This is a genomic window from Halomonas sp. ALS9 (assembly GCF_001651035.1).
Taxonomy (GTDB): Bacteria; Pseudomonadota; Gammaproteobacteria; order Pseudomonadales; family Halomonadaceae; genus Vreelandella.
This window is the reverse complement of sequence record NZ_LXRG01000054.1, coordinates 55,947-81,295: the sequence shown is the minus strand read 5'-3', so window position 1 is coordinate 81,295 and position 25,349 is coordinate 55,947. Positions and strand designations below refer to the sequence as shown.

The following is a 25,349-nucleotide window of genomic DNA, read 5'->3' as shown; positions in this document are numbered from 1 at the left end:
AAAGTAGAGGATATAAAAAAGCCCAGCTGTTGAAGGCTGGGCTTTTGGCGCGATACCGTTAGTTTAACGATAGTAGGCGTTGGTCGTATCGGTATGGTCGGTGACGTCGCGAATGCCGGCAAGCTCCGGAATGCGCTCCATCAGCGTTTTCTCAACGCCATCCTTCAGCGTTAAATCAACTGCGGCGCAACCCTGGCAGCCGCCGCCGAAGGCTAAGATGGCGTACTGCTCCTCGGTGAGTTCAACCAGCTTGATCTCACCGCCGTGGGCCGCCAGCCCGGGGTTGATCTCGCTGTAAAGCACGTAATTGATTCGGTCTTCCAGCGGGCTGTCGGCATTCACCTTAGGCATCTTGGCGTTAGGTGCTTTGATGGTCAGTTGACCACCCATGCGGTCGGCATTGAAATCCACCACCGCCTCTTCCAAAAACGCTAAGCTGTTTTTATCGAGAAAAACATTGATTTTCTCGAGTTCCAACGTGACGTCGGTCGGCTCTTCTTCACCTGGGCGGCAATAAGCCAAGCAGGTTTCCGCGTAGGGCGTGCCGGGCTGGGTAATAAAAATGCGCACAGCAATACCTTCAACGTTCTGCTTTTCCAGCAGTTCTGCCAAGTATTCTTGCGCACTATCTGTAATATCAATACCTTGGGTATCAACACTGGTTTCTTTTTCGCTAGTCGTGGTCATGAGGGCTGTCTTCCTCCCGTGGTAGTGGCGGCGCCACTTCACATGTCATTTGCGTCTATGGTAAGCAAAACCGTGCGCTGACACAATCCCGACTGTTTTAGTCGACTATTTTAAGTGTCACTTTTCAACAGCATCGGTTAATTGTCTTTTCTTATCTAACGTATAGCGCTGCCCAGGGGCGCCTTTTGCACTCTCATTTGCTATAATTGCGCGCCTCTAAACGACAGATGCTACTTTTCCGACGATAACAACATCCCTTTTGACGACTGTGACGCTGGAGAACTCCCCCTGCCATGGCTGATAGTGCTTTGATCGCAACCCTCACCCAACGCCTTGCCGAACGCATCCTGATTCTGGACGGCGGCATGGGTACCATGCTGCAGAACGCCCAGTTGAGCGAGGAAGATTTTCGCGGCGAGCGGTTCAGCGATTGGCCCTCAGATCTCAAAGGCAATAATGATCTGCTCGCACTCACCTGCCCCGATGTGGTCACGCGGATTCACCGAGACTACCTGGAAGCCGGTGCGGACATCATTGAGACCAACACTTTTAACAGCACCCAGCTGTCACAGTCTGATTACGGTATGGAAGCGCTGGTGGTTGAACTCAACCGCGAATCAGCGCGTCTCGCCCGTGAAGTGTGCGATGCCGTTGCCGCCGAAACCGGCGTGCCCCGTTATGTCGCCGGTGTGTTAGGCCCAACCTCGCGCACCGCTTCACTATCGCCAGATGTAAATGATCCTGCCAAGCGTAACGTCACCTTTGATGAGCTGCGCGAGAACTACTACGAAGCCGCGGAAGCGCTGATTGCAGGTGGTGCCGATCTGATCATGATCGAAACCATTTTCGATACGCTTAACGCCAAGGCCGCGATCTATGCCCTTGAAGAGCTATTCGATGATCGCGGTGAGCGCCTGCCGGTAATGATCTCCGGTACGATTACAGATGCCTCGGGCCGTACGCTTTCCGGACAAACCACGGAAGCGTTTTGGAACTCAGTGCGCCACGCTCAGCCGCTTTCAGTAGGTTTGAACTGCGCGCTGGGCGCCGAAGAGCTACGCCCCTATCTGGAAGAGCTCTCTACCAAGGCCGACACCTTTGTTTCCGCTCACCCCAATGCGGGTCTTCCCAACGAGTTTGGTGAATACGACCAAACGCCGGAAGAGATGTCGGAGATCGTTAGCGAGTTTGCCGCCAGTGGCTTAGTCAATATTATCGGCGGCTGCTGCGGCTCGACGCCCGAGCATATTCGCGCTATTGCTGATTCTGTTCGCGATATGGCGCCGCGGGTTATTCCGGAGCGCAGCCGCGCCTGTCGCCTATCCGGCCTAGAACCGTTCAATATCGAAGCTGACTCGTTGTTCGTCAACGTTGGTGAACGTACCAACGTCACCGGCTCGGCACGTTTTAAGCGCTTGATAGTAGAAGAAGACTTCACCACCGCCTTGGAAGTCGCCCTTGAGCAGGTGGAAAGCGGCGCTCAGGTCATCGATATTAATATGGACGAGGGCATGCTCGAGTCTAAGGAAGCCATGGAGCGCTTTCTAAACTTGATCGCCGGTGAGCCGGATATTGCCCGCGTGCCGATTATGATCGACTCCTCCAAGTGGGAGATCATCGAAGCGGGCCTCAAGTGCGTCCAGGGCAAGGCGGTGGTGAACTCCATTTCGCTGAAAGAAGGCGAAGCCGCCTTCCGTGAACAGGCGACCAAGTGCCGCCGATTTGGCGCTGCCATCGTGGTGATGGCCTTTGATGAAGAGGGCCAGGCGGATACCTTTGCGCGCAAAACCGAAATTTGTCAGCGCGCCTATCGCCTGCTGGTGGATGAGATCGGCTTCCCCGCCGAAGACATCATCTTCGACCCCAATATCTTTGCTATTGCCACGGGTATTGAGGAGCACAATAACTACGCGGTCGACTTTATCGAAGCGACCCAGTGGATTCGCGAGAACCTGCCTCACGCGATGATCTCCGGTGGTGTGTCTAACGTCTCTTTCTCGTTCCGCGGTAACAACCCGGTGCGCGAAGCGATTCACTCGGCGTTTCTCTATCATGCTATCCGCGCAGGCCTCTCCATGGGCATTGTCAACGCGGGCCAGCTGGCTGTTTACGATGATCTTCCTGCTGAGCTGCGCGAAGCGGTTGAGGACGTGGTGCTTAACCGGCGCAGCGACGGCACCGAGCGACTGCTGGATATTGCCGATAAGTACAAAGGTGACGGCAGTGGCGCGGCCAAGAAAGAAGACCTGGAGTGGCGCAGCTGGCCGGTGAACAAGCGTATTGAACACGCGCTGGTAAAAGGCATCACCGTTTATATCGAGGATGACACCGAGCAGGCCCGGGCCGAAGCCGAACGCCCGATTGAGGTCATCGAAGGCCCGCTGATGGACGGCATGAACGTGGTCGGCGATTTGTTTGGCGACGGCAAGATGTTTCTGCCCCAGGTGGTTAAGTCCGCGCGGGTGATGAAACAGGCCGTGGCTTACTTGATTCCCTACATCGAGGCCGAGAAGAGCGAAGAGACCAAGGCCAAAGGCAAGATCGTCATGGCCACGGTCAAAGGCGATGTTCACGATATCGGTAAAAACATCGTCGGCGTGGTCTTGCAGTGTAATAACTACGAAGTCATTGACCTTGGCGTGATGGTGCCTGCAGATAAAATCCTCCAGGCGGCCAAAGAGCACAACGCCGATATTATTGGTCTCTCCGGCCTAATCACCCCGTCGCTGGATGAAATGGTGCACGTGGCAAAAGAGATGCAGCGGCGCGGTATGGATCTGCCGCTATTAATTGGTGGTGCAACCACCTCGAAAGCGCATACCGCGGTGAAGATCGAGCCGCAGTATGAGCACCCGGTGATTTATGTCACCGACGCCTCTCGCGCCGTGGGCGTAGCGGGTAAATTGCTCACGCCTGCTTTAAAAACGCCTTACATTGCAGAGATTCGCGAAGAGTACGAAAAGGTACGCGAGCGCAACGCCAAGCGCCGCCCCAAGGCGGCGGATCTGGACTACACCCAGGCGCGTAAGCGGCGCTTCCGTACCGACTGGAATAACCATACCCCCGCCCAGCCCAACATGCTTGGACTAAAGACCTTCGATGACTACGATCTAGAAGAACTGATCGAGCGCATCGACTGGACGCCGTTCTTTATGAGCTGGCAGTTAGCGGGCAAGTATCCCAAAATCCTCGATGATAACGTCGTCGGTGAAGCAGCCCGTAACCTGTTTGAAGATGCCAAGGTAATGCTGCGCAAACTGGTTGAAGAGAAACGCGTTCAGGCCCGCGGTGTTATCGGCTTATGGCCCGCCAATAGCGTTGATGACGACGTGATTGAGGTCTATGCGGATGAGTCGCGCAGCGAAGTCGTCGAGCGTCTGCATCATATTCGCCAGCAAACCACCAAAGGTCGCGACGGTATCTGCTACAGCCTGGCAGACTTTATTGCCCCCAAAGAGAGTGGCAAAGCCGATTGGATTGGTGGGTTTGCGGTCACTACCGGTCACGGCGTCGATAAGCTCTCCAAAGCTTATGAGGCCGCTGGCGATGACTACAATGCGATTATGGTGCAGGCATTGACGGATCGCCTTGCGGAAGCCTTCGCCGAGCGCATGCACGAACGCGTGCGCAAGGAGTTCTGGGGCTATGTGCCGGAAGAAACCCTGGACAACGACGCCTTGATCGCCGAGAAATACCAGGGTATCCGCCCTGCCCCTGGCTACCCCGCCTGCCCGGATCACACCGAGAAAGCCACGCTATTCCGGTTGCTCGATGCCACCGAAAATACCGGTCTGGCGCTGACCGAAAACTTCGCCATGTGGCCCGCAGCGGCGGTTTCCGGCTGGTACTTTGCCCATCCGCAGTCGAAATACTTCTCTACCGGCAAGATCACCCGGGATCAGGTCGAGGCCATCGCCGCACGTAAGCAGATGCCCCTTGAGGAAATGGAGCGCTGGCTCTCGCCGGTACTCTCCTACGACCCGAGCTGATTAATGCTGTCAGTTGGCCGTCACGGCAAGGTTATGCGTCTTGCCTTACCGATCATGCTGGGCATGCTCTCCCAGAGTATGCTCAACTTGATCGATGCCGCACTGGTAGGGCATTTAGGCGAGGTAGCCCTTGCTGGCGTGGGAGTGGGCGGTTACGCCATGTTTATGCTCAGCGCTGTCGTGTTTGGACTCTCCTCCAGCGTGCAGTCACAAACTGCACATCGTGTCGGTGCTGCCCACATAGAGATCGCCCAACCGCTTAACTCGGGGCTGGTGATTGGGCTTGTGTTTGGCCTGCCGCTGTCCGTCTGGGCTTGGTGGCAAGCACCGCTGCTGATTGGCTTGATTAGCCAGGCCGATGATGTGCAAAACGTCGCCGTTGACTATTTCCGTTGGCGGGTGGTGTCACTGATGGCCATTGCGCTAACGCTCTGCTTTCGTGGCTACTGGAACGGTCGCCAGCAAACGCATCTCTATTTGCGTATCATCGTGACGGTTCACTTGATTAATGTTGTGGTCAGTGCTGGGTTGATTTATGGATTTGCCGGGCTACCCAAAATGGGGGCGAGCGGTGCGGGTGTTGGCACAACACTATCGCTGTTTATTGGTTTGATTGTTTGGTGTTGGGTGAGCATAAAAAGCCCCTTTACCCACCATTTTTTGACACGCATGCCTTGTTTAGCCACCCTGCGTACGACCTTGGTACTTGCCGCTCCTCACTCTTTGCAGCAGTTTTTATTTGCAACGGGATATGCGGTACTCATTTGGTTACTTAGCCAGCTAGGCACGGCCAGTGTCGCGGTTGGCCATGTGTTGATTAATCTTTCACTGCTGCTAATTTTGCCGGGAGTGGGTATTGGCGTTGCGGCGATGAGCTTAGTGGGTGAGGCATTAGGCCGAGATGCTCAGCACGAAGCCCACCGCTGGGGTCTGGATGCGCTGCGGGTTGCATGGCTACTGCTACTTGTGCTGGCGCTGCCAATGTTAGTGATACCCGAACAGGTACTTGGGATATTTTTCAGCAGTAGCGAGCTAGTCGCGCTGGGTAAACTTCCGCTGCAGCTAACCGGCGTGATGATTGTGCTGGATGCCGCCGCCCTGGTGCTTGCCCAGGCGTTAATGGGCGCAGGCGCCCAGCGCACGGTTATGATGCTCACCCTGGGGATGCAGTGGCTGCTTTTTTTACCCCTGGCCTGGTGGGTGGGGATTGGCTTAGAACAGGGTTTATTAGGTATTTGGCTTATGCAACTGCTTTATCGATTGATAAACTCAGCCGGATTTTTATGGGTATGGCAGCGCCGCCGCTGGCTGGCCCCGCTTTCTAACTCGTTGAGTGGCCCATGATACGTGTTCTAAATAGCTTTTAGAGATAAAAAGATAATTATATATTCTTTTGTAGAATATGACGCCCGCGTTAAGGTGACACTATATTAACGTCCGTCTCAACGTGACCATTTCGCTTTTAGCAGGATCGTGCCCCATGTACCGTTATGATATTCACGACCAAACCCTGGTTGATGAGCGTGTCGCTCAGTTCCGTGACCAAATGGAACGCTACCGCGCCGGGCGTTTGGGAGAAGAAGAGTTCCGTCCGTTACGGTTGCAAAACGGCCTCTATATTCAACGCCATGCGCCCATGCTGCGCATTGCGATTCCTTACGGCATGCTGGCAGGCAGCCAGTTGCGTGCCTTGGCTGAGATCACTCGCCGTTACGACCGCGGCTACGGCCACTTTACTACGCGGCAAAATTTACAGTTGAACTGGCCTGCCCTTGAAGACGTGCCCGATATTCTGGCCGATCTCGCCAAGGTGCAGATGCATGCCATTCAAACCAGTGGTAACTGCATTCGTAACACCACCAGCGACCAGTTTGCCGGCATCGCCAACGATGAAGTGGAAGACCCACGTCCCTGGTGTGAGTTAATCCGCCAGTGGTCAACCTTGCACCCGGAATTCGCCTATCTGCCCCGCAAGTTCAAAATCGCGGTCAGCGGTGCGGCCCAAGACCGTGCCGCGATCCAGGTTCACGATATTGGCCTGCGTTTTTGGTACAACGCCGACGGCGAGCTGCGTATAAAAGTATTGGCCGGTGGCGGCCTGGGCCGTACCCCGATGATTGCGGACGTGGTTCGTGAAGATCTGCCCTGGCAGCATTTGTTGACCTACCTGGAAGCCTGCGTACGGGTTTACAACCAGTTTGGTCGCCGGGATAACAAGTTCAAGGCGCGGATTAAAATTCTGGTCAAAGCGCTGGGTATTGAAGAGTTCCGTCGTCGGGTGGATGAAGAGTGGGCGCACCTGAAAGACGGCCCGCAGACGCTTAACCAAGCAGCGGTTGATGCGGCTAAAGTTCACTTCCCCGAGCCTGATCGTCGCCCGGTGGCAGCAAACGCTAACGAAGAATTTGACCGCCTGCGTGCAGAAAATCGCAGCTTTGCACGATTTGTCACTAATAACGTAACCGATCATAAGGTGGCTGGGTATAAAGCTGTGACGCTATCGCTGAAGCGCCGCGAGCACGCGCCTGGGGATGTCACCGCCGATCAGATGGAAGCTGTGGCTGATTTAGCTGATCGCTACAGCTTTGGTGAAGTGCGCGTCACCCACGAGCAGAACCTGGTGCTTTCTGACGTTCCGGTCGACGAGCTGGAAGCACTTTGGCAAGAGCTTGACGCGCTGGGTATGGCGAACCCCACCGTGGGCACGCTCAATGATATTATCTGCTGCCCTGGCGGCGACTACTGCAGCCTGGCCAATGCGGTATCGATTCCCATCGCACAGGCACTGCAGGAACGCTTTGAAGATCTTGATTTCTTGTATGACCTCGGCCCTCTGGATCTGAATATCTCCGGTTGCATGAACGCCTGTGGCCACCACCACGTTGGCCATATCGGCATCCTGGGCGTGGATAAAAAAGGCGAAGAGTTCTATCAGATATCGATTGGGGGCAACTCCACCGACGATGCCTCGCTGGGTAAGATTTTAGGCCCGTCCTTTTTCCGCTCAGACGTGCCGGACGTAGTGGAAAAAGTATTGGAAGTCTATGTGTCACAGCGCCATGAGGACGAACGCTTCTTGGATACTTACCGCCGTATTGGCCTAAAACCCTTTAAGGAGCGTGTCTATGCCTAATAAAACCGGGCCTAATAAAACAGCTGAGACGCAAACTGAAGCGGCTGAGCAAACACCGGTTCATGTGGATCACCTGATTGCCAACGGCGAGCTGGCGGCGGAGAACGCTTGGTGTGTCTCCTATGATGAAGACACGCTACCCGAGCAACGCCCGGCGTTTGTGCCTTTGTCACTATGGCAAGCGAATCAAGATGATGATGAGCTGGCACCGCTACTTACCAGCGATACCGAGCTGACGGCAGAATTAGCCAAGCAGCTGGGTAGTTCTGCGGCGGTCGCCATTGATTTCCCCGCCTTCACTGATGGCCGTGGCTACTCCATCGCTCGCCTGCTTCGCGAGCGTCACGACTACCGTGGTGAAGTGCGCGCCGTAGGCGACGTCTTGGTTGATCAGTTGGATTACATGCGCCGCTGTGGTTTCAATGCGATGGCGCTGCGTGATGACCAGCATCCAGACGATGCCCTGCGCGCGCTGAGTTTTATCAGCGTTCGCTACCAGCCTGATGTGGAAGAGCGTCAGGCTCTGTTTGAACGTCGTTTAGGCACTAGGGATTAAACGCACATTCCATCTATCAAGTAATGTCAAAGGGCAGCGTCAGCTGCCCTTTCTAATTGTGGACAGCTTTATTGTTAAACCTACCCCCGCCGCTTTTGCTGGCGCTCACGGTTATTAGCTTTAGCACGGTCACTTTTGCGTAGCATCACCCAGATCGCCCCCAACCCTCCTTCCGATGGTTGAGCGGATACGTATGCCTGCACTTCCTCAAACTGACTGAGCCACTTGGCAAGGTACGAGCGCAGTACGTTGGCGGGGCTATCAATCTCACGCCCACGGCCATGTACGATCATAACGGAGCGTAAATCGAGGGCGTAGGCTTCTTGAATAAACGCAAACAGCATGCGGCGACACTCACTTAATGGGCGCCTGAGCAAGTGGAGCTGCGACTGAACGCTATAGCCACCGTGCTTTAATTTATCGACCACACCTTGTTGAATGCCTTCGCGACGATACTCCATAGGATCAAAGGGAGGGAGTAAATCGACAAAGTCGTCGGATAGAAAGTTGCGCGCGCCCCTCTCTTCTTCTGCCCATTCTCGCCGGGCCAACTGCGATTCAGAGGGGCTTTTGCGGTTAGCACCTGGGTCGGCACGGTTGCTCGGGGGCAGTGGCTTAACATCGCCTACGAGCGCACGAAAATCCGTATGATCACGAAGTGGCTGATTCATTGCAGGCTCCTCCGTTAAGGTCTGCTGGCTATCCTAGCAAATCCAAGTACTTTGCTTAAGAAGATTCAACGAGTCGATGACATAAACTTGTCACCGTCTATTTGACACGCCAAGCTAAGCTTTCGTTTTTTATATCCCTTGTTAACTTTCTTACCGTTCATTGTGAGGCGCCCTGGTTTGATTAATACGGTGTGGTTAAAACGCGTTTTGATGCTAAGCGGTGTGGGGTTGCTCAGCCTCGTCGGATGGCTCTGGTTAACCATGCTCAGCCCTTGGTTTTATGACCGCCCTGACGACCTCCCTGCTATCGAGCAGCGCCCCCATCAGGTGTTTGTTTACGGCACGTTACGTTATGCGCCTGTCCGCTTGGTTGTTATGGGTAGCTTTGGTGCCCCAGAGGAAGCCGTACTTGAGGGCTACAGGCGCAACGGGCTTGACCTTTCTCCCCAGCCTGGAAGTCGTGTGAAAGGCTTAGTATTACATGTGAACGCCGAACAGCTGGCTCGCCTTGATCGCTACGAGCGGCTTGGCGTTCGCTACCAGCGGGTGACGATAGAACTCGCAGATGGTACACGCGCTTGGGTCTACCAGCGTCTGCCAGAGCGACAAAAAGCGTTGCTACCGCACGCGGACTTGCCGATAGCTCTGGTACCATAGGTAGCTCGCTGTGCTCTGTTACCAAGCCCTATTGCCCAGCCAGCTTTTATGAACCCATTCAGGAATAGTGATGAGTGAGATGACACCGTACGTTCTGGTTCTCTACTACTCGCGCTCAGGCGCGACCGCTACGATGGCGCAGCAGATCGCGGCTGGTGTAGAAAGCGTGCCCGGCATTCAGGCGCGTTTGCGCACGGTAGCCCCGGTATCGACGACTTGCGAAGCCGTTGACCCAGAAATTCCTGCCGAAGGCGCGGTCTACGCTGATCTGGACGACCTGCGCAACTGCAGCGCGCTGGCGCTGGGCAGCCCCACCCGGTTTGGCAATATGGCAGCGCCGCTTAAATATTTTATCGATTCCACTAGCAGCCTGTGGATGAACGGCGCCTTGATCGACAAACCTGCCAGCGCTTTTACGTCTACTTCAAGCCTTCACGGTGGGCAGGAGAGCACCCTACTCACCATGCTGGTGCCACTGCTGCATCATGGCATGGTCTACGCCGGCGTTCCTTACAGCGAAACCACCTTGTTGGAAACTAAAACAGGCGGCACGCCCTATGGAACAAGCCACTTGGCTGGGACGCGGAGTGACCGCTCGGTCGATGAGCACGAGCGTGCGCTGTGCGTTGCCCAGGGAAAACGTTTGGCGCGACTCGCCTTGGCACTGCACGCTATGCGCCAGGAGGCATCATTATGAGGCAGTGGTTGGAAGATGTAGAAGCACGTTATGGGCTTGATAAACTGACCCTCAGAAGCCGCCAGGTGGTTCTCGCCAGCTTTGCCTTGCTGCTGCTACTGGTTGTTTATCGTGGTTTTGTACTCCAAGATGACGAATTTAATTGGCGCCCTGTAGTCGCTTTTGTGCTCCCCCTGGTGCTGTTTTTACCCTCAATCATCGGCCAACGCGCGCGTGGTCATGCCTGGCTCGCCTTTGTCAGCCTGCTCTACTTCACACAAGGCGTGATGTTAATAACCCTGCCTGGGCAAGGTCTGCGCGGAATTCTAGAAGCGGTGGTTGCGCTGGTGCTGTTTGCTGGCTGTATGGGCTACGCGCGCTTTCGCAGTCGACAACTGCGTAAGTAAATAGATTAGAACCACAGCCATAGGACGACGCCAGCAGCGATAAATAAGCTGCCAATGGCACGTATACGCAGCGTGGCAACATTAAACGGTTCGTTACGCTTGTCGACAGGCTGCTGGCGAAAGCGCTTGGTACCTACCAGCATCGCTGTTACCAGCGTTTCACCTAGCAGCCGATGTAAGATCAAGCCAGCCAGATGCAGCCCGATTAGGATGATAAGTAGATCGCTATTGAGCTGATGCAGGGTTCTAAGCTGGCCGCCTACCTCATTGCCAAATACGCCATAAAGCGGCGCCTGAAAAAAGATATCGTCACTTAAAAACAGGCCGCTCACTGCTTGAAAACTAAGTGAAAGCAGCATCAGTAGCACCATCCATCCGCCTAGCGGATTGTGGCTGGCATAAGCGCTGGGCTGGCGTTTTAGCAGCGATTGGGAATAAGCAACTGTTTCAACGGGTGAATATAAAAACGTTTTGAATCTCGCATAAACGCTGCCCAGCACGCCCCACAGCCAACGAAAGACGAGCAGGCCTATTACCAAGTAGCCCGCTTGGGCATGTACTTCAATCGGAAATAGAAAAGGTGCACCGTTGGTCTTGGTGGTATATAAGGAGATCAACACCGCCGCCACTAACCCCCAGTGAAATAGGCGCACCCACACATCCCATACCTCAATCGCTACCTTATCGCGCATGACTTATCCTCTATTAGCAGTGATGAGCTTTCAATGGGTGAGCCTAGAATGACGGGATAGCTTCGCATTAATTGAGCCTGACTCATAGAATGTGAGACAGTTAGCCGCCATCGTTAGTCAGAAGATTGGTTAAAATAACAGCTTTGCGTCAACGCGTTTAACATCCATTGATGTCGGTCACTTGAGCTTTAAAGGCAGAGCAGCGAACATGGATGAAACTACAGGGAGAAGCATTCGATGACACGTAACATAGCCGACATTAGGCGTGATTATGAAGGCGGCAGGCTAGAAGAGTCCCAAACACCCGACGATCCATTCGTGTTATTCGATGAGTGGTTCACCCTTGCGTTAGAAAAAGAGGGTAAAGATGGCAACGCCATGACGCTAGCCACCGTTGATAGCCAAGGCCGCCCACATGCCCGAGTGGTGCTGCTAAAGGGATTTGATGAGCGCGGCATGGTTTTTTTCACTAATTATCATAGCCATAAGGGTAGCGAGTTGAGCAATGTGCCCTTCGCTGCCATGACGTTCTGGTGGCCTTCGCTCTCCCGTCAAGTGCGCATTGAAGGCCCTGTTGAGCAGGTATCAGCAGATGAGTCTGATGAGTACTTTGCCAGCCGCCCCCGTGGCAGCCAATTAGGTGCCTGGATTGCGACCCAAAGCGTCGTAATTCCTGACCGTAATTGGATCGAAGAGCGTCAGAAACGCTTTGAACAAGCCTACGATGGTCAAGACATCCCCCGCCCGATTCACTGGGGGGGCTATCGTGTTACTCCGGAAATGATCGAGTTTTGGCAGGGCCAGCCTAGCCGCCTACACGACCGGCTGCGCTTTGAACGCCGAGATGGTGGTGCATGGAGCCGTTTCCGCATGGCGCCATAGCGTCAGAAAGAAGCTGACGAACTAAGGCCTGTGATTAAATCCGCGGGCCTTATAGTTTTTTAAATATAGTTTTTTAAAGTTACTAAAACTAAAGGGCCTAGTCCGGCATACTCTCAAGCCGGTGCCGCTGCCACTCACTTTCGGGTTCGTTGAGGCGTAAAACAGCATCAATCACCTGTTCTTCCATGTTGTAGCGGCATTTAAAGCCTAAGTGCTTCATCAGCGCCCGCATCGGGTGATTATCAACCATAATTTTGCCGATCATCTCCAGCGTGCCAATATTGGTGCAATAATCGATCATTTTCTTCATCAGCAGGCTGCCAATACCCAGCCCTTGTAGGTCATCACGAATAATAACCGAGAATTCGGTGCGAATATTATCTGGATCGTTCCATACCCGCACCACGCCAAGCATCTCTTTGCTGCCATCGTCGCCTAAATACTCGGCAATAAACGCCATCTGACGGTCGTAATTGATATGCGATAGGATCGATAGATCACGCTGGGTCAGGTTGGATTTATTGTGAAAATAGCGGAAACGAATACTTTCTTCCGAGAGCTGACGATGGAAGGTGGTAATCAAATGGGCATCTTCGGCACGAATAGGCCTGACCTCGACCTGCCAGCCGTTTTTCAACGTGACCCACTCACGCAACTCCTCAGGATACGGCATGATCGCAAAGCGCGACGGTGTGCCAAGATCCATAGCAAAATCGACAGCGACCATTCCGTCACGATTAAGCAGCAGTGGATTCACCTCTAAACCCCGCAGATCGCTTAAATCGGAGGCCATTTGTGATAGCTTGACCAGCATTTGGCACAGGTGCTGAATATCACGCTCTGGGTCAGCGGAGTGTTCGCGAATTAATGACGCGGCGTGGGTTCTCCCCACTACATCAGCGGCTAGGCTCATGTTGAGTGGCGGTAGTGCTACTTGGCGGTCAGCCAGCACATTGACCTTATAGCCGCCAATACCAAACACGATAAGCGGCCCAAAAACCGGGTCACGAGTAATGCCAGCGCAAATCTGCATGGAGTGTTTACCGCGCTGCATGGGCTGCAAGCAGTACTCACGGATCGCGTACTCGGGAAATTTCTCAGCGACTTTTTCACCAAGCTGACGAACACCTTCTGCCACCTGTTCAGGCGTGTCCAAATCCTGTAGCAACCCTGCCGAAATCTTATGCGGGTGCTTACGGTAGCGATAAGGGCGACAATTGCCTTCATGCACTACCTTAAGCGCCTTAGTGCCAGGAATCTCCGCAGAGCGAGTAAGCGCTTCATCTGCATTGGCCAAATACACGCTGGGTGCTGTGGGAATACCATAGGCCTCAAGCACTTGGGCGGTTTCAGAGTGGGTTAAAGTTTGTCTGCCCTGCTCTTTTGCCTGCTTAATCAGCGTACGGCACTGGGCGCGTATTTCTGGACTGGTGGAAAACGGCAGGCTGGGTGGGATTTCTTGTAAAAGCGCTTGAACACGCTGATAGATCACCATATGCATAAATGCCTTAACGGCTTTTTCTGGTGAAATATAGGTCGGAATACCGGCTAAATTACAGATATGGCGGGCATTAAGCGCCTCTTTTAAGCCCATCCAACTGGTGAGCAGGTTACGGCGAAACTTCTTGCGGTTATCAATAAGCGCCTGGGCAGTTATCAATGATGGCGCCATCCGAGTGGGGGCGTGTACCACCAGCACCGCATCCACGTTGGCATCGGCGGCGACAATCTCCAGCGCTTGGACAAACCGCTCGGGCGAGGCGTTGCCGCCTAGATCCACCGGGTTCTCCCCCGGCTTGCTCATGTCAACTTCGCTACGGTGAAGTGCTGCCTGGGTTTCGGCGCTAAATTCGGCCAGCTTACCGCCCGCACTGATCAGCTTATCGATGGCCAGCATGGCGGGCCCCAAACCGTTAGAAACGATCGCCAGACGATCCCCCTTCAGGGGCTTCATTCGGGATAGCGTTTCCAATGCATCAAGCAGCTCATCTGAGTCGTCGACGCGGACGACCCCTGCCCTGGCAAACGCTGCATCAAACACCACATCGCGATTGGCAATCCCCGGCGTGGGTGCCATACCGGATATATCTGACTCGGGGGTGCGGCCGCTTTTTATCGCCAACACAAGGCGATTACGGGACGCATCGCGTACCGCGGTCATAAAGTGTTGAGCGTCGCTGATGCGTTCCAAGTGCAGCATAATGGCTTGAGCAGGTGAGAACTGGTTAACGTAATCAATTAGATCCGGTAGCAACACGTCCACACTGTCGCCAACGGTAATCAGATGGGAAAAGCCCACATCACGCCCGGCGGCCCAGTCGATCATCGCGTTGGCGAGCATACCGGATTGCCCCAGGTAGGCGACGCGTCCCGCTTTCACCGGCTGACTGGCGTAAGAGGCATTCAGCTTTTTGCCCGGTACAATCAGACCCATGCACTCTGGGCCCAGCACACGAATACCCGATACCCTTGCCGCACTGAGCATTCGCTCCCGAATGGAGCCCTTATTGCCTTTATCACGGTCCAGATAAGCACCGCCAGAGAGCACCAAAGCCGCTTTGACACCGTACTGCCCAAGTTTTTTAATCAGGCTAGGCACGCCTTCAATAGGCGAGCAAACCACGGCTAAGTCGGGTACTTCGGGTAGATCGCTTACGCGGCTATAGCACGGCACGCCAAAGACCTGGGAGTAGCCTTTAAGATTGACTGCCCAGAGTGGCCCTTTAAAGCCGCCTTCTTGAATGTTTCTCAGCACTAAACCGCCCAACGAAGCGGGCTTTTCAGAGGCGCCAAACACCGCTAGTGTGCGAGGTTCGAAAAAATGGTGTAAAAAGCGCGTGCTCACAATGCGTCTCCCCTGAAAATGAATCGCGGCTGTACGACTTATTGACACTGTCGCCCAGGGCCTGAAGGCGATTAAGGTGGCATCAATAATAATGGAGCGTTGGAATGATTACCGCCTACCTTACCCACCCAGACTGCTCATTGCATCATATGGGGCCAGAGCATCCTGAAAGCCCTCAGCGTCTGGAGGCTATCCGCGCTCGCCTATCGCTTGCCGGGTTATTACAGCAAACCATGCAGGCGGATGCCAAGGAAGCCGACGAAGAGGCTCTTGCCAGAGTACACCCCTTGCGCCATCTGCGCTCGCTAGATAAGTGTTTGCCCACCGAAGGCATCGTTACGCTAGATAGCGATACCATGATGAACCCTGACAGTCTGCAAGCTGCGCGGGTTGCTGCGGGAGCCGTTATTCGTGGGGTAGATCAGGTATTTAAGCGTCAGGCGGATAACGTCTTTTGTGCGGTTAGGCCGCCAGGCCACCATGCCGAGGCCAGCGATGCGATGGGATTCTGCTTTTATAATAATATCGCCGTGGGCGCCGCCCATGCGCGAGCCAAATACGGCGCCAAGCGTATCGCTATACTGGATTTCGATGTGCACCAGTGCAATGGCACCATCGATATCTTTAAAAACGACCCTGAGATACTCATCTGTACCAGCTTCCAGTATCCGTTTTATCCGTGGCGTTATCTGCGCAGCGAGTGGCAAAACGTTGTCAACACACCGTTGGAAGTGGGCACCGATGGCCCGGAGTTTCGGCGCATTATTGAGAACCACTGGCTACCTGCCCTGCACGCCTTTAAACCCGACTTGGTGATGCTATCCGCCGGTTTCGACGCCCATCGGGATGACCCCATGGGGGACATATGTTTAGAGGATGAGGACTTCTACTGGATTACCCATCTAGCCATGGAGATCGCCACATTGTATGCCGATAATCGCATTGTTTCGGTGCTTGAAGGCGGCTATAACCCCAAGTCGCTGGCAAGTGGCGTAGAAGCGCATCTAAAAGCGCTTCTGGGCCTCCCTTTTGCTGAAGTGCCTTGAATTCACTTGCCTCTAGCAGCGATTCTTAGCCACTTCTTGGCTGTGATATCATATTGGCTTATCACGCGCGCCTATAGACACGCACCGTTAGACAACGCAGCCAATGTGACGACCTATGACCGCTACAACTGAAGAGCATGCCGCGCTGCGTATCGCATCGGGAAGCAAACCCTTTGTTGAACCGTTGCGTTTAGGCGAGCGGCTGAAGCAAATTCGCCTCGCTAATCAGTGGACGTTGGAAGAGGTTAGCCAGCGCACCGGGCTTGCTCGCTCAACGCTCTCTAAAATTGAGAACGACCAAGTCTCCCCCACTTTTAGCGTGGTGCAAAAACTCATCACCGGGCTCAACATCGACCTGCCTCAATTGCTCACGCCCCCTAAACGGGAGCGTTACACCATGGGACGGCGTGATCTGACCCGGAAAGGCAAAGGGCAACTGCACCCCACGCCCACTTACGAGCACGAATTATTGGGCCATCAGCTCGCCCAAAAGCGCATGATCCCCTTCAAAACTATCGTACGAGCGCGAAGCTTTGACGAGTATCACCAGTGGGTACGCCACGATGGCGAAGAGTTTTTAATGGTGCTGCATGGCGATATTATGCTCTACACCGAATTTTACGCCCCACTAGTGCTGGCCGAGGGTGACAGCATCTATTTTGATAGTGACATGGGCCATGCCCTGGTATCTACCAGCCCAGAGGACGCTGTTGTGTTGTCGGTCTGTACTCGCGGTGATGTAGCTTAGAACTCAGCTTAGCTATAAGCAGTTAGTTGGCTTTGGCAAACCGGCCAAGCGGGCAATTCGCTTTGCTGGGCTGCCGGGGAAGAGCTGCATCAGGTAAATCGAGCGCCCTTTCTCTTCACCCAGCGCATTTTTGGTTGCTTTCACAAGCGGCCTCATCGCCGGAGCCATTTCGTAACGCTGATAAAATGCCCGCACTACTTCGATGACTTCCCAGTGCTCAGCGGTAAGCGTTAAGCCCTCTTCTTCAGCCATTAAACTCGCTACCGATTTATCCCATTCCGCTTGATTAACTAAATAACCTTCAGGATCTAGCGGATACTTATTTTGCAAATCAAGATAACGGTATATTTTTGTCTTTGACATACTTAGTACCAGGTGACTGCCTTTTCATACTGTTCGGTAAGTGCCACAAAGCCATTCATCTCAAGCGTGGGCAACCCGTTGACTTCGGCAATACTGGCCAGTCCGCGGGCAATAAGGTCTTCTGATAATAGAAATATACGCGCATGACACTGCTGCCATGCTGTCCACGAAGGATCAAGGGCAGCTATAACCGCTGCTTCGATTAACATCACGGCATCTCGATCCCCTACCGCCTGCTGCATTTGGGTAGCTGCATTGCTATCAGGCGCTTTGGTGAGAATGTGTAGGATCATAATGCACTCACCTTAAAAATTAAGTATTTTGGCGTGTTGCTGAAATAACCCAGGTATTTGCTGATCCGCTATCAAGGTGGCGTTCTCTACCAGCGAATCGGCGGATATTTGCAAGCTCTGCAGCGCCCCTTCAGAAACCCAAAGCTTGTCGATATCGTACATTTCCAGCATATCAATAGTAGGCAGCGTGGCTTTTTGGCCTGGCCCGCCACTGCCCTGCTCTTTCAGCAGAGCCATTACACCCTGCCCCATAAATAGCAAATGCACGGGCTGACCAAAGGCCCCCGCGACCAATGCGGCATCTAACCCTTCACGTAACCAGTTTGAGCTGTGGGGCGCATGGCGGATTATCACTAATAGCGCATCAGGTGTCGGCATTTGCTCTCCTTTAAGCAAAGGTAATTAAGCGATCAGCGCGTTGCTGGAGCTCAAGCAATTGACCTAGCCCGGTCAACTCAAAGGGAGGCGCTATATTAAAGGCTTGCTTGCCATGCCGATGCGCTTCCGACTCACTCATTAATCCGCGCCGCAACGCGGCAGCAATACAGACATCTAACTGAACCGCATGCTGTTGATTCAGTTCAATCCAGGCCTCTCTAAGATTAAGTTCATCCTGGGGGGGAGCCATCAGCAATGAGGCATTATGAACGCCATCGTGATAGAAAAAAACACCCGCAATCTGATGCCCGCGTGCTAGAACGGCATGGGCAAAACGCAATGCAGAGTGAGGCGCGGGGCTGCTATACGGTGCGCCCATTACTAATAAGCCGTACTGCATCATCATTGTACCTGGTTACGGTTACCCTAAAAAAAACAGGCCCTAGCAATAGGGCCTGTCATATCATCTATCGCTTACTTAGATCAGTCGTTGCTCATAATACCCAAAATCGACAACAAGCTAACAAACAGGTTGTAGATGGATACGTAGAGAGTCACTGTGGCGAGAATATAGTTTACTTCGCCAGCGCGGTGCACAATTTCACTGGTTTGATACAAAATCACCGCCGAAGAAAACAGCACGAAGCCAGCAGAAACCATCAGTGAAAGTGCTGGGATGTTGAAGAAGAACCCAGCCAGAATAGCTAGAACCAACACAATGAAACCGGCCATAATGAAGTTGCTCAAAAAGCCAAAGTCTTTCTTGGTGGTCAAGGCGACCGCTGAAAGGCCAACGAATGTCAGACCTGTCATGGCCAGCGCGTTCATAATCAAGGCGCCGCCGTTAGGCAAGGCCAGGTAGGCGGAGAGAAGCGGCCCAAGCGTAAAGCCCATAAAGCCGGTAAAGGCGAAAGTTGAAAACAGGCCAGCCGCAGAGTTCGCTGTTTTGTGAACCAGGAACATTAAGCCATAAGCACCAATCAAGAACACGAAGATGTTCATTTGCTGGATGCCCATGGCAACAGCAGCGCCCGCGGTGACTGCTGAGAACAGCAGTGTCATTGCCAGTAGCGCGTAGGTGTTACGCAACACCTTGTTAGTGCTGACACTATTAGCAACGCCGCTCGACTGAGGATGTGCCGTACGTAAATCGTTGTAAGCCATGTATTCATGCTCCCTAAATGGTATTTCCAACAACTGACAAGAATGCCGTCACCGAGTTCCAGACGCAAGGCTTTGTCTAATTTACAAAGCCATTCTCTTAAATGGTTATTCAACGTTGAAACAGTTCAACAATCATTGTCTATGCTTGTTGAACACTTCTTTGGACACCAGAACGATGAAAAAAATTCTACTGCCTGCCAGCACCTTAACACTTTTAACCCTGGCACTGCCTATCATGGCTTTCTCCCCCGCTGGAGAAGATATTTCCTACAAACTAAATGAAGAAAATTTTCAGGGCTACTTTGTTTCTGCGCAAGACAACGCTAAAGGCAGTGTGCTGATCGTTCATGACTGGGATGGGTTGGATGATTATGAGCGCCAGCGCGCCGATATGCTGGCCGAAGAAGGCTACGACGTGTTCGCCGTAGATCTTTATGGTGAAGGCAACCGCCCCCAGGCAGTTGACGATAAGCGTGCTGCTACCAATCGACTTTATCAAGATAGAGAGCGAATGCGCGCCCTCACGTTGGGTGGTTTAGCCCAAGCACGAGAGCAAGGCGCCGCCGAGCAAACAGTGATTATGGGCTACTGCTTTGGCGGCGCGGTGGCGTTAGAGATCGCCCGCTCCGGCGAAGCCGACAACATAGCCGCTTATACAAGCTTTCACGGTGGACTAACAACGCCCGACGGCCAGGCATATTCAAGTGAAACTGCGCCTATTTTTATCGCCCATGGCGGCGCTGATAGCGCTGTGAGCTTAGAGGATGTTGCTACTCTGGCGGAGGAGCTAGAGACCGCTGGTGTGACTTATGAAGTAGGTATCTATTCCGGTGCACCCCACGCCTTCAGCGTGTTCGGTAGTGATGCTTATCACGAGCGCGCCGACCAACGCTCTTGGGAGGCCTTCAACGTCTGGTTGGATGAAATGCTTTAAAATGCTTTAAAACGAAATCGTTAGCGGCGCTGGACGCCGCTAACGACTCAGATGCAGAGCTGTTCGGTAACCCACCCTTTACGAAAACCGAGTGGGGTTAATTAAAACTTAATTTTAGGCTTCTTCTTCGTCTTTTTCATTTTTATGCGGGGTAACAGTGGTCACCGCCGTTTGTCGCGCATCGTGAGGAGAGTTGTAAAGACGAGCATCAATCACATGCAGTACCGCCAATTGCACAAATAAAACCGCAAAACAGACAATCAAACCTTTCAACATGGCGGCATATCCAGAAATAGAGGGGGCTAGCAATCGAATCTTAGCTGATCACTAGCCAAACACAATCTATTTTATGTGCCTGAACATCCCCGTTTAAAAGCGCTGAATCGCAGGTATAGCTGCGACTCAACAGACAAGATCAACAATGGCTAATCCTTAACGGACACTTTGCGCAGATCCTCAATCGTCACTCCCTCTGGTAAGTCTGACTCCTCCGCGGGCAGCCATACAGGTGAGAAATCGCTATCTTCTCGACCATCTTCATGCCGATGGCCTGGAATACGGTAAACAATCTGACTGTGGTGGTGATCCCATGCAAATACACGATCCATATGCTTATCCTAGAAAAAGAAAATTGAAGCTATGACATTAGCGTTTAACACGATGTTCCGACACCTATCATCGACACGAACGATACCAATGAGGTTAAATGCCGGAAGGATTATGTGCTGACAAGGAGTTACCAATGAAAGCCCTCATCGCCCTTTGCCTATTTACCTTTGTACTCGCGGGCTGTAGTTCCGGCCCTACCTCATCAAGAACTGCTGACTGCCGCCAACTAGCAGAAGAGGCTGGCGACACCATGGTCTATGGCGACTGCATACGCGGCACACAAGTGAACAAGGCAGGGTTTTAATACCGCTTTATTGTCACGTTAATTTGCTGGGTTAATGCCAAGTGGTTGCTTGAAAGAACATCATGACGGTAAGGCCTACAGGAGGCCTTATGCTCACTTCAAGAAAAGCAAGCTAGTTTTGGATACGCAAGGCCTCTGCCTACTGGCATGGTAGAAATAGTGTTAACAGTCAGAAAAGGAAATCAAATCACTATTTAACATTAGCACAAAATCAACCATCCCCATGCCGTGAAAGCTAGGCTGCACACCACCACCGCAAGAGACCGTTATGCCCGTTATTCAGCAACTGCTGCGCGTTCTTAAAGCGTCTACGCTACAAATTTCGTGGACATTTCTTCTCCTTATTGTACTCGCACACATGGGCACCACCTGGGTGCTTTTTGCACTGGCCGGCGAAGCAGTGGCTGATTCAGCTACCGATTGGGTTTATTTTTATGTGGTCGTCTCCAGCACCGTAGGTTTCGGTGATTTCAGTCCGACCACAGCCGCTGGCAAGTGGATCGCCACGCTCTATCTCATCCCCGGCGGCATTTCGCTGTTTGCTGCCTTGATCGGTAAAGCCACTGTCACCCTCTCTAATTTTTGGAGACTACAAATGCAAGGAAAAGGCGATTTTAGCCATCTATCCGGCCACACCCTGGTCATTGGCTGGCACGGTGAAACCACAGAGCGCATTTTGGACATTCTCCAAGCCGACAAAAGCTTGCCTGATGAAATAGTGCTCTGCGTTACCAAAGAGATGAGCAACCCACGTCCGGCGGATTTGAAATTTATTAAAGGAGAGAGTTTCTCCAATGCCGAGCTTCTCAAGCGGGCCGGGGTTGAGAGCGCCAGCCGCATCATCATTTACGACACGAGTGATGACCGAGTTGCCACTGTCGCGCTGAGTGCCTACAGCCTTAAAGCCAAAAACGCCCATATCGTCGCCCACTGCGCTAATCCCGACACCGCAGCCATGTTGCGACGCACCTTGCCAGGCATCGAATGCACCCAAGCACTAGCGCTGGAAATGTTGGTACGCTCAGCGTCTGATGCGGGTATTTCACGGGTCGTCAATGAACTACTTGCGGTTGATCGTGGCGCTACCCAGTACCAAACCAGATTAAGCCAGCCGCCTGCCGGTGCCACCTTTGGTGACCTATTTATGCAAGCGAAAAAAATCCGTAACGCGACCGTACTAGGACTCGCTAATAGCAGTGATGAAAGCGACGGTAATATGCTTAACCCTACTACTGACCGCCCGTTGCAGGATGGTGACATTGTCTACTACATGGCCAATACGCGGCTTTCACAGCAACAGCTGAGTGAGTTGCTCACCGCGGAAAGTTAAAAACGTGGGTTTAGCTTTTTTCATGAGCTAAGAGGGTTTGCCCATTTAGAATGGCATGCCCTTGCGTGCTCACTGGCCCAGCCAACCTGCCCTTCGCATAAACGCCTTCTCAACTTCCAGCACCATCAGCATGGCGATACCGATACTAATAATTAACATCCCATCCGCAATCCCTAGCGGCCGAGTATCGAATAAGCCATGCATAGCCGGCAGATACGTGAAGATAAGCTGAGCAATAAAGACCACGATGACTGCTGTTAGCACAGCTGGGGTTCCCAGCACGCCTCGCCAGTTAAAAGAAGTCATGTGCAGATAACGCACATTGAAAAGATAGAACACTTGCATTACCACAATAGTGTTAACCACCAAGGTACGGCTCATTGCTAACTCGTCCCCGCGGCCCATTGAGTAGAAAAAAATGCCAAGTGCTGCAATTAGAAACAGGAAAGACACCAACACGATGCGCCAGACCAGAAAGGGCGTTAGCAAGCCCTGCCCCGCGGGACGTGGCCGACGCTGCATAACATTGGGTTCAGCCTCTTCAAAGGCAAGCGACAGGCCTAGGGTGACCGCCGTAATAAGGTTGATCCACAGGATCTGAACGGCTGACATCGGCATAGCGAAATTGAACAGAATCGCGGCAATGACCGCTAATACTTGGCCCCCATTGGTCGGTAACGTCCAAGCCGTCACCTTACGAATATTGTCGTAGACCACTCGACCTTCATTCACGGCGGCCACAATAGAAGCGAAATTATCATTCAGCAGAACCATCTGCGACGCCTCTTTTGCCGCATCAGTGCCTTTGAGACCCATACCAACCCCGACATTTGCCTGTTTCAATGACGGCGCATCATTAACCCCATCGCCGGTCATCGCTACAATGGCGCCGGTCGATTGCAGCGCTTGAACAATACGCAGTTTATGCTCGGGGTTAGTTCGTGCAAAAACACTGATCTTGGCAACAATCCCGGGCAGATCGCTATCAGCAATGTTATCAAGCTCACGCCCTGTAAGTACTTGTAGGTCATGATCAAACCCTAACTGACGAGCGATAGCCGCTGCCGTCGCGGCGTGATCGCCAGTAATCATCTTCACCATAATGCCGGCGGAGTGGCACTCTTTAATAGCCGCCACTGCCTCTTCCCGAGGCGGATCGATAAAGCCTGTTAAGCCAACAAAAACTAACTGATCATCAAGGTCAGCAAACGCCAGCTTGTTAGTGCCGGGCGGAACCCGCTTAGTCGCGAAGCCGAGCACCCGCTCACCCTGGGCAGCCGCCTCTGCTATGCGTGCCGTCCAGGCATCCCGTTCCAGCGACCCACTTCCTTCACCATCCGCCTGAAGGGAGCATAGCTGCAGCAGTTCGTCCGGGGCACCCTTGACGAAAATTCGAGTTTCCTCCAATGCATGGCAGTTGAGCGTGGCCATAAAGCGATGTTTGGCGTCGAAGGGGATCTCGGCAAGGCGAGCCCACTCATGCCGAGTAGACTCGGGATCTAGGCCAGCCTTAATAGCCAACGCCACCAGCGCCCCTTCCATGGGATCGCCGATCACATGCCACTCCTCATCGGTGTGGTTCAACTGGGCATCGTTACATAGCAGACCGGCAAGGATCAGGCTGTCGATATCCGGCGGCCGCGTATCCTCTACGTTCGCCGCCGTCTCCTCTGTCAATCGCCCTTCCGGTACATAGCCCGACCCGGACACTGTCATTCTGCCACTGGGGGCTTCCAGCCGACGCACGGTCATCTCGTTGCGCGTCAGCGTACCGGTCTTGTCGGAGCAGATAACCGACGTAGCGCCGAGCGTTTCCACTGCAGGAAGCTGGCGGATAGCGGCGTGGCGCCGTGCCATGCGCTGCACGCCGATAGCCAGCGTGATAGTAATGACTGCAGGCAGGCCTTCAGGGATTGCTGCGACAGCTAAAGCCACCACGGCAATAAGGGCCTCCGACCAGACATGGCCGCGTACCAGCACCGCAAAGGCAAACAATGCGACCGCTACGACCAACGTGATCCAAGTGAACTGCGTTCCGAAGCGATTGATCTGCTGTAGCAGTGGCGTGGTAAGTGGTTGAACATCGCGCAACAACGTACTGATTCGCCCGATTTCAGTATCGCTACCGGTAGCCACCACCACTCCTGTTGCCTGCCCAGTGGCCACCAACGTGCCCGAGTAAGCCATAGAGTGACAATCACCTAGCGCTGCCTCCTTTGGCGCCGGTGTCACCCGCTTTTCTGCAGCTACCGACTCACCGGTTAGGATCGCTTCCTCAATTCGCAATGCGCTGGCACGGATAAGGCGCAGATCGGCAGGCACTCGATCTCCTGCCTCCAATGATACGATATCACCCAGAACGATCTCATCGACGGGCACTTCGACGTGCTTCCCTTCCCTGACTAAATGGGCGTGCGGTGCGATTAGGTTACGGATTGCATTCAGCGCTTTTTCCGCCTTCCCTTCCTGCACGAAGCCGACCACAGCGTTAACCATAACTACCGCAACAATAACCGACGCATCGACAAAATGTCCCAACAACAAAGCAGCCACTGCTGACGCCAAAAGAAAATAGATGAGTGCGTTATGAAAATGTGAAAGCAAGCGAAGCAGCGGGTGTCGGCCAGCTACTGTCGGTAACTGATTACGCCCATACATCTCCAAGCGCCTTGCAGCTTCATTTACTGTCAGCCCCGATGGCGAAGTCTCCAAATCCGCAATGACATCATCAGCGTGCCTCGCATGAACCTCCAGAAGCATGCGTTCTGATGACAAATCGGTATCGGCGGCGGGTATATCCATACTGTCTCCTAGACAGCGAAAATAGAAAGGTGACGTCGACAGGTTGAGCACTACCGCACGGCACACTTCATTAGTCATTATTTATCGCACCACAACATTGATGTCGGTCAAACCAACGGCTATTAAATACTTCTGTGAAATTGATGAGCGCTATACTTATTACTTCACTTGAGGAGCCAAGAA

General features: G+C 53.3%; 25 protein-coding genes. 13 read left to right on the top strand and 12 right to left on the bottom strand.

Translation table 11 applies throughout. From position 1 onward, the window contains the following. Nucleotides 1–63: 63 nt before the first annotated feature. Nucleotides 64–687 carry a Fe-S biogenesis protein NfuA gene (gene nfuA / locus A6R74_RS01950; RefSeq protein ID WP_064232785.1) on the bottom strand — a complete coding sequence of 208 codons (624 nt, stop codon included), beginning with the start codon at nt 685–687 and terminating at the stop codon, nt 64–66. 293 nt (nt 688–980) lie between these two features. Here nfuA and metH point away from each other — a divergent pair, with 293 nt between their 5' ends. From metH to A6R74_RS01930, 4 genes are all read left to right on the top strand, one after another. After that, nucleotides 981–4,676, top strand: coding sequence for a methionine synthase (gene metH, locus A6R74_RS01945; RefSeq protein WP_064232783.1), 3,696 nt, complete (start codon nt 981–983; stop codon nt 4,674–4,676). Nucleotides 4,677–4,679: 3 nt separating this feature from the next. Then, a complete protein-coding gene (locus A6R74_RS01940) occupies nt 4,680–6,020 on the top strand; it encodes an MATE family efflux transporter (protein ID WP_064232780.1) in 1,341 nt (446 codons plus the stop codon). A 136-nt stretch (nt 6,021–6,156) separates the two neighbouring features. Beyond that, entirely contained in the window at nt 6,157–7,809 is a 1,653-nt protein-coding gene (locus A6R74_RS01935; protein WP_064232778.1) for a nitrite/sulfite reductase, read from the top strand. Next, nucleotides 7,802–8,365 (top strand): DUF934 domain-containing protein, encoded by a 564-nt coding sequence (locus tag A6R74_RS01930; protein ID WP_064232776.1) that lies wholly within the window; start codon nt 7,802–7,804, stop codon nt 8,363–8,365. The genes A6R74_RS01935 and A6R74_RS01930 overlap by 8 nt, the downstream gene beginning before the upstream one ends. Before the next feature lie 80 nt (nt 8,366–8,445). Here the strand turns inward: A6R74_RS01930 and smrA are convergent, their stop codons facing one another. Beyond that, nucleotides 8,446–9,036: a DNA endonuclease SmrA gene (smrA, locus tag A6R74_RS01925; RefSeq protein WP_064232774.1), complete on the bottom strand. Its 591-nt coding sequence runs from the start codon at nt 9,034–9,036 to the stop codon at nt 8,446–8,448. Between the two features lie 177 nt (nt 9,037–9,213). On the opposite strand from smrA, the gene A6R74_RS01920 reads away from it, so the two are divergent. From A6R74_RS01920 to A6R74_RS01910, 3 genes are all read left to right on the top strand, one after another. Continuing rightward, nucleotides 9,214–9,693 carry a gamma-glutamylcyclotransferase family protein gene (locus A6R74_RS01920; RefSeq protein WP_306460300.1) on the top strand — a complete coding sequence of 160 codons (480 nt, stop codon included), beginning with the start codon at nt 9,214–9,216 and terminating at the stop codon, nt 9,691–9,693. Between the two features lie 70 nt (nt 9,694–9,763). Beyond that, nucleotides 9,764–10,390, top strand: a complete 627-nt coding sequence (gene wrbA, locus A6R74_RS01915; protein WP_064232772.1) for an NAD(P)H:quinone oxidoreductase — start codon at nt 9,764–9,766, stop codon at nt 10,388–10,390. Beyond that, on the top strand, nt 10,387–10,776 hold the full coding sequence (locus A6R74_RS01910; protein ID WP_064232770.1) for a DUF2069 domain-containing protein: 390 nt from the start codon (nt 10,387–10,389) through the stop codon (nt 10,774–10,776). Before wrbA ends, A6R74_RS01910 begins: the two co-directional genes overlap by 4 nt. A gap of 5 nt (nt 10,777–10,781) precedes the next feature. Here A6R74_RS01910 and A6R74_RS01905 read toward each other — a convergent pair whose 3' ends face one another. Further along, complete coding sequence (locus A6R74_RS01905; protein WP_064232767.1) at nt 10,782–11,468, bottom strand: cytochrome b/b6 domain-containing protein; 687 nt, start codon at nt 11,466–11,468, stop codon at nt 10,782–10,784. Between the two features lie 237 nt (nt 11,469–11,705). Between A6R74_RS01905 and pdxH the strand changes: the two genes are divergently transcribed. Beyond that, a complete protein-coding gene (gene pdxH / locus A6R74_RS01900; protein WP_064232765.1) occupies nt 11,706–12,350 on the top strand; it encodes a pyridoxamine 5'-phosphate oxidase in 645 nt (214 codons plus the stop codon). A 97-nt stretch (nt 12,351–12,447) separates the two neighbouring features. Here the strand turns inward: pdxH and A6R74_RS01895 are convergent, their stop codons facing one another. Beyond that, on the bottom strand, nt 12,448–15,195 hold the full coding sequence (locus tag A6R74_RS01895) for a bifunctional acetate--CoA ligase family protein/GNAT family N-acetyltransferase (RefSeq protein ID WP_064232763.1): 2,748 nt from the start codon (nt 15,193–15,195) through the stop codon (nt 12,448–12,450). 104 nt (nt 15,196–15,299) lie between these two features. Between A6R74_RS01895 and A6R74_RS01890 the strand changes: the two genes are divergently transcribed. Next, a complete protein-coding gene (locus tag A6R74_RS01890) occupies nt 15,300–16,241 on the top strand; it encodes a histone deacetylase family protein (protein WP_035579335.1) in 942 nt (313 codons plus the stop codon). A 115-nt stretch (nt 16,242–16,356) separates the two neighbouring features. Continuing rightward, nucleotides 16,357–16,989, top strand: a complete 633-nt coding sequence (locus tag A6R74_RS01885; RefSeq protein WP_064232760.1) for a helix-turn-helix domain-containing protein — start codon at nt 16,357–16,359, stop codon at nt 16,987–16,989. A gap of 12 nt (nt 16,990–17,001) precedes the next feature. On the opposite strand, the gene A6R74_RS01880 is transcribed toward A6R74_RS01885, so the two are convergent. From A6R74_RS01880 to A6R74_RS01860, 5 genes are all read right to left on the bottom strand, one after another. Next, a complete protein-coding gene (locus tag A6R74_RS01880; protein ID WP_064232758.1) occupies nt 17,002–17,352 on the bottom strand; it encodes a TusE/DsrC/DsvC family sulfur relay protein in 351 nt (116 codons plus the stop codon). 2 nt (nt 17,353–17,354) lie between these two features. Then, nucleotides 17,355–17,645: a sulfurtransferase complex subunit TusB gene (gene tusB, locus A6R74_RS01875; protein ID WP_064232756.1), complete on the bottom strand. Its 291-nt coding sequence runs from the start codon at nt 17,643–17,645 to the stop codon at nt 17,355–17,357. A 12-nt stretch (nt 17,646–17,657) separates the two neighbouring features. After that, nucleotides 17,658–18,023 carry a sulfurtransferase complex subunit TusC gene (gene tusC / locus A6R74_RS01870; protein ID WP_064232754.1) on the bottom strand — a complete coding sequence of 122 codons (366 nt, stop codon included), beginning with the start codon at nt 18,021–18,023 and terminating at the stop codon, nt 17,658–17,660. A gap of 10 nt (nt 18,024–18,033) precedes the next feature. Then, nucleotides 18,034–18,423: a sulfurtransferase complex subunit TusD gene (tusD, locus tag A6R74_RS01865; protein WP_064233168.1), complete on the bottom strand. Its 390-nt coding sequence runs from the start codon at nt 18,421–18,423 to the stop codon at nt 18,034–18,036. Nucleotides 18,424–18,506: 83 nt separating this feature from the next. Continuing rightward, nucleotides 18,507–19,187 (bottom strand): Bax inhibitor-1/YccA family protein, encoded by a 681-nt coding sequence (locus A6R74_RS01860; RefSeq protein ID WP_064232752.1) that lies wholly within the window; start codon nt 19,185–19,187, stop codon nt 18,507–18,509. 175 nt (nt 19,188–19,362) lie between these two features. On the opposite strand from A6R74_RS01860, the gene A6R74_RS01855 reads away from it, so the two are divergent. Continuing rightward, nucleotides 19,363–20,121: a dienelactone hydrolase family protein gene (locus A6R74_RS01855; RefSeq protein WP_064232750.1), complete on the top strand. Its 759-nt coding sequence runs from the start codon at nt 19,363–19,365 to the stop codon at nt 20,119–20,121. 114 nt (nt 20,122–20,235) lie between these two features. On the opposite strand, the gene A6R74_RS22710 is transcribed toward A6R74_RS01855, so the two are convergent. Next, complete coding sequence (locus A6R74_RS22710; RefSeq protein WP_165603345.1) at nt 20,236–20,397, bottom strand: hypothetical protein; 162 nt, start codon at nt 20,395–20,397, stop codon at nt 20,236–20,238. Between the two features lie 149 nt (nt 20,398–20,546). Then, nucleotides 20,547–20,729, bottom strand: a complete 183-nt coding sequence (locus tag A6R74_RS01850; RefSeq protein ID WP_064232748.1) for a hypothetical protein — start codon at nt 20,727–20,729, stop codon at nt 20,547–20,549. Between the two features lie 134 nt (nt 20,730–20,863). Here A6R74_RS01850 and A6R74_RS22705 point away from each other — a divergent pair, with 134 nt between their 5' ends. Both A6R74_RS22705 and A6R74_RS01845 read left to right on the top strand, forming a co-directional pair. Then, the gene (locus tag A6R74_RS22705; protein WP_165603344.1) at nt 20,864–21,034 is read left to right on the top strand and encodes a hypothetical protein; all 171 of its coding nucleotides are present in this window, start codon (nt 20,864–20,866) and stop codon (nt 21,032–21,034) included. Between the two features lie 268 nt (nt 21,035–21,302). After that, complete coding sequence (locus A6R74_RS01845; protein WP_064232746.1) at nt 21,303–22,364, top strand: potassium channel family protein; 1,062 nt, start codon at nt 21,303–21,305, stop codon at nt 22,362–22,364. A gap of 69 nt (nt 22,365–22,433) precedes the next feature. On the opposite strand, the gene A6R74_RS01840 is transcribed toward A6R74_RS01845, so the two are convergent. Beyond that, the gene (locus A6R74_RS01840; RefSeq protein WP_240488141.1) at nt 22,434–25,244 is read right to left on the bottom strand and encodes an HAD-IC family P-type ATPase; all 2,811 of its coding nucleotides are present in this window, start codon (nt 25,242–25,244) and stop codon (nt 22,434–22,436) included. Nucleotides 25,245–25,349 lie beyond the last annotated feature (105 nt).